The sequence below is a fragment of the Herbaspirillum sp. UBA812 genome (assembly GCF_002296545.1).
Taxonomy (GTDB): Bacteria; Pseudomonadota; Gammaproteobacteria; order Burkholderiales; family Burkholderiaceae_D; genus Herbaspirillum; species Herbaspirillum huttiense.
Map to the genome: position 1 here is coordinate 1 of NZ_DBIC01000391.1, position 4,651 is coordinate 4,651.

General features: G+C 62.1%; 5 protein-coding genes. 3 read left to right on the top strand and 2 right to left on the bottom strand.

The window, feature by feature from the left end:
* Positions 1 to 251: 251 nt before the first annotated feature.
* The 3 genes from B3873_RS25730 (at position 252) to B3873_RS25740 (ending at position 3,557) form a co-directional block, all read left to right on the top strand.
* The gene (locus tag B3873_RS25730; RefSeq protein ID WP_286869944.1) at positions 252 to 911 is read left to right on the top strand and encodes a sensor histidine kinase; all 660 of its coding nucleotides are present in this window, start codon (positions 252 to 254) and stop codon (positions 909 to 911) included.
* A gap of 74 nt (positions 912 to 985) precedes the next feature.
* Positions 986 to 1,639 (top strand): response regulator, encoded by a 654-nt coding sequence (locus B3873_RS25735; RefSeq protein WP_121041669.1) that lies wholly within the window; start codon positions 986 to 988, stop codon positions 1,637 to 1,639.
* Between the two features lie 295 nt (positions 1,640 to 1,934).
* The gene (locus tag B3873_RS25740) at positions 1,935 to 3,557 is read left to right on the top strand and encodes a GGDEF domain-containing protein (protein WP_034332073.1); all 1,623 of its coding nucleotides are present in this window, start codon (positions 1,935 to 1,937) and stop codon (positions 3,555 to 3,557) included.
* Positions 3,558 to 3,577: 20 nt separating this feature from the next.
* Here B3873_RS25740 and pnuC read toward each other — a convergent pair whose 3' ends face one another.
* Both pnuC and ftsB read right to left on the bottom strand, forming a co-directional pair.
* Positions 3,578 to 4,183: a nicotinamide riboside transporter PnuC gene (gene pnuC / locus B3873_RS25745; RefSeq protein ID WP_286869946.1), complete on the bottom strand. Its 606-nt coding sequence runs from the start codon at positions 4,181 to 4,183 to the stop codon at positions 3,578 to 3,580.
* A gap of 23 nt (positions 4,184 to 4,206) precedes the next feature.
* Positions 4,207 to 4,599: a cell division protein FtsB gene (gene ftsB / locus B3873_RS25750; RefSeq protein ID WP_034332070.1), complete on the bottom strand. Its 393-nt coding sequence runs from the start codon at positions 4,597 to 4,599 to the stop codon at positions 4,207 to 4,209.
* Positions 4,600 to 4,651: the final 52 nt, after the last annotated feature.

Here is a 4,651-nt window from a genome sequence, read left to right on the forward strand (position 1 = left end):
TCCAGCTGAGCTACAGCCGCGAAAAACAAAATTATAGCAGCATGTTTTCCCGTTTGGGAAGGCCCTTTTTGAAATTTTTTTGCCTGACGAGAAATTCGGCCTTTCTTCTCTCTTCATCCCATGGGTCCTGAACGCCACGGCAACCGAACGCCAACGGCGCATCTACGCTATTGATGCAGGATAGATGACCAGCCGGTCCCTCACAGCTATTATGAAGGAATATTCACCACCGTTGACCTGATTCGCCCCGAATGTCCGATCCAGCTGCCCCCGCCCTGTCCGCCGCTTTTCGCATACGTGAAGAAGAACGCACGCGCATTGCCCGCGACCTGCATGATGAGCTGGGCGCGCAGCTGACCGGCATCGGCATGGCGCTGGGCCAGTTGCGGGAACAGCTGGCCTTGGAGCGCCATGCCGCCCTGCCCCAAGCCGACTACGCGGCGCAATTGCTGGCGCAGGCACGCGAAGGCATGGAGCGCATCATTGACGATCTGCATCCGCCCATCGTCGAGTTCGGCCTGGCCGATGCCCTGCGCTGGCAGTGCCGCCACTTCAGCCGACAGAGCGGAGTGGATTGCCTGTTCCTGGCCACGGATCAGCTGGCAGTACAGGACGACTTCCTGGTACTGAGCCTGCTGCGCATCCTGCGGGAGGCACTCAACAATATTGCGAGACACGCTGCCGCCAGTCAGGTCGAGGTTCGCGTGAAGCAGACCGGCGACAGCCTGCATCTGCACATCGACGACAACGGCCGTGGCTTCGACCCCGCCGCTACCGGGCGCGATGGCAGGCGCGGCCATGGCCTGGCCAACATGCGCCAGCGTGCCGCAGCCCTGGGCGGCAGCGCCGCATGGGAGGCGCGCGCCGGACATGGTTCTCGCGTACATATCTGCATACCTGTCGCACACTGAATGAACGCTATAGAATACGCCCTCGCCTTCAGCAGCATGCAACAAGGCTTCCAGAGGAGTGTCGCCGTCCGCCCATGAGCAAGAAATCCACCGCCGCCATCAAGGTCCTGATCGCCGACGACCACGCCATCGTGCGCGAAGGCCTGCGCCAGATCTGCGCCGGCAGCAAGGACATCGTCGTGGCCGGCAATGCCGCCAACGGGCTGGAGGCCATCAAGCTGGCCCGCGAAGGCAATGGCGATGTCATGTTGCTGGACATCGTGCTGCCCGACCGCAGCGGTATCGATATCCTCAAGCAGATCCGCAAGGAACAGCCGGACCTGCCGGTGCTGATCCTGTCCATCCATCGCGAAGACCAGTACGCGATCCGCTCGCTCAAGGCGGGGGCCGCCGGTTTCCTGAACAAGCAGGCCAGCCCGGGTGAGCTGCTGGCCGCCATCCGCCAGGCGGCCGCCGGACGCAAGTACGTGAGCCCCTCGCTGGCGCAGGAACTGGCCAACCAGATCGGCTTCGACCACGACACCCCGCTGCATGAAACCCTCTCCGACCGGGAATACCAGACCATGGTCATGATCGCCTCCGGCAAGACCGTCAGCGACATCGCCAGCGAACTGCTGCTGTCGGTCAAGACCATCAGCATGTATCGCTCGCGCGTGCTGGCCAAGATGAAGATGCGCCACAACGCCGAACTCACCCACTACGCACTCAAGAACAATCTGGTCGAGTAAGCCGCCGCCACGCTCCCGTCACGCGGGAAGCGCTGGCTTCCCAGTTGGAAAGGGGCTTTTCTCCTCCTATTAAATGCATCCAGAGAACAGGCGCTGACGTACAATTAGTTGTCATTTTTGCCTCTCCCTTTCGGGCGAGCGGCAACGGACTGCAACTGAGGGGGGAGACCAGGCTGCGTCCGCACGATGATCGGGGTGGAAGGCCGTGCTCAAGCAATGCCTGCCCGCGCCGATACCGTAGGAAATTCCCCGTGGCACACAGACAATCACACCAACAATACAGTCACCAGCCGGCATGTCCAAGAAACCGACCACGCTCACGCCCGTCGAGATCGCCCGAGAAGCTTTCCAGAGGCTTGGGGCGCGTCGCATCTCGCCTACCCCGGATGCCTATCGCATCGCCTACGAGGAAATCCAGGGGGGTATGCCCGGCGTGACGGCCGAGTCGGTACTGAGCACCTTCGCCACCAAGCTCTCGCGCCAGCCAGGGGAAAACGGCTTGCTGGGCACGCGCCTGGTGCGCGCCCGTGAGAATGGCGACTGGACCGAGTTCGAGCGCCAGCTGATCGAGTTCGCTGACGCCAACTGGCAGAGCCGACCCATCGTACCGGCCAAACCGGCCGTGCCGCATGGTGAACTGGTGCCGATCGACCTGGAACGGCAATTCATCCGCGACAGCATCAAGGAGAAGATGCTGCGCGAAATGCTGGCGCGCATCCTGGTCTTCAACCTGCCCTCGCTGCTCTCGACCGCACCGGAACTGGCCAACGAGTCGCGCAACAGCGGCCAGGATCTCAAAATGGCGTTCTCCGAGCAGGCGATGAACGAGATCATCACCCGCGTCAAGCAGCTGAGCTTCCAGATCGAGCTCAAGACCGACGACATGGCCCAGCAGCAGGAATTGCTGATGCGCCTGTTCCAGCTGCTGCTGGAAAACATCAACGGGCTACTGGAACAAGGCTCCTGGCTGTCGAGCCAGATTGAAACCGTGCAAAGCCTGATCGCCGGTCCGCTCAGCAATACCTCGCTGGCCGATGCCACCAAGAACCTCAAGGAAGTGATCTACAAGCAGGGCCTGCTGAAGAACACGCTGTCCGAGGAAAAAGTGGTGGTCAAGAACATGATGCTGACCTTCGTGGACCGGCTCTCGGCCATGGTCTCCACCACCGACAACTACCAGCGCACCATTCGCGGCTTCTCGCAGCAGATCAGCCAGGCCGGCAACATCGCCGATCTGAACAGCGTGCTCAGCGAAATCATGACCGAGACGCAGAAGGCCCAGGAAGAAGCCACCCGCTCGCGCGACGCCATGGTCGATGCGCGCCAGGAAGTGGAAAAAGCCGAAGAACGTATCCAGGCGCTGGAACAGCAATTGCAGCAGATGGGTGAACTGGTGCGCGAAGACCAGTTGACGGGCAGCCTCAACCGGCGCGGCATGGATGAATCCCTGGATCGCGAGATCGCCAACGCCCTGCGCCGCGAAACGCCACTGTGCGTGGCCTTGCTGGACCTGGATGATTTCAAGCGCATCAATGACACGCATGGTCACGCCACCGGCGACGAAGTGCTGGTGCACCTGGTGCAGGTGATCCGGGAAACCTTGCGCAAGCTGGATGTGATTGCGCGTTTCGGCGGCGAGGAGTTCGTCATCCTCATGCCGGAGACCAGCCCGCAGGACGCGGTGCAGATCATCACCCGCGTGCAGCGCGAACTGACCAAGCGCATCTTCATGCACGAAAGCCAGCGCCTGCTGATTACCTTCAGTGCCGGCGTGTCGGTCTATCACCCCGGCGAGAGCCAGGCCGAATTGCTCAAGCGCACCGACGTGGCGCTGTACAAGGCCAAGAATGCCGGCAAGAACCGCATCGTCTTTGCCGATCCGCCCGCGGACGCTCCCAGCCTGCCATCCCCGGACTGAACGGATCCGGTGCCGGCGCTTCAGCGCCGCATGTCCGCCAGCGCACGCTGCCAGCTGCGCCAGCCGGCCATCGCCATCAGCACGAACAGTGCGTACAGGATGGCGGTGAGCGTCAGGTGCTTGTAGAGATATAGGCCGACGTAGAGCACGTCCACCGCGATCCAGACCAGCCAGTTTTCCAGCTTCTTGCGCGACAACAGGAACTGCCCGACCAGGCTGCCCGCCGTGAGGAAGCCATCCATATGCGGCACATCGGTGTCGGTATAACGCTGCAGGAACCAGGACAGCAGCAGCCACCCGCCCAGCCAGGAGACTGCCATGACTGCCCAGCCACGCGAGGCCAACTGCGACACCTGCAAGGCCTGGTGCTGGTCGCCGCCGCGCAGCCACTGCGTCCAGCCCCATACTGACACTGCCACGAAGACGAACTGCAAGCCGGCATCGCCATAGAGGCGCGCATCGGCGAAGACGGCCGCGTACAACAGCGAAGAGAGAATCGAAAACAGCCACGCCCAGTGATTCTGGCGGATATTGAGCCAGACCGTGATCACGGCCAGCGCGAAGGAGACCAGTTCCAGCGGCGTGGTGCTCAGGCCAAGCCACACCAGCGGGGTATCAGGACGCATGTGAAGGAAAAAACTGCAGGTGCTCAGCGCGTGGCGACACGGCCACCGGCGGCGGGCGCATTGGCCGGCACGGAGACACTGTTGGGCTGCCCGGAACCAGGCATGTAGGGATTCGGATTGACGGCTGCCGCAGGCTTGCCGGAGCTGCCATCGAGCAGCTGAATGAAGATTTCGTTCTGGCGGATCATGCCCAGCTCAAAGCGTGCACGTTCCTCGACGGCCCCCTTGGACTGCTTCAGGTCGTCCACTTCAGAGGACAGCTTGGCGTTGCGTTCCTTGAGTTCGTCGTTCTTCTTGTGTGCCAGTTGAACCTGGCGGTCGAGCTCCCAGACCTTGAACCAGCCACCCTTCCCCAGCCAAAGAGGATACTGGATCACGACCAGCAGGAAGGACAGGCAAAGGATGATCAGGCGCATAGCCGGGAGCTCTCGATGCGGTGCCTGCCTTCAGGGTCGGCACCGCAAGCTT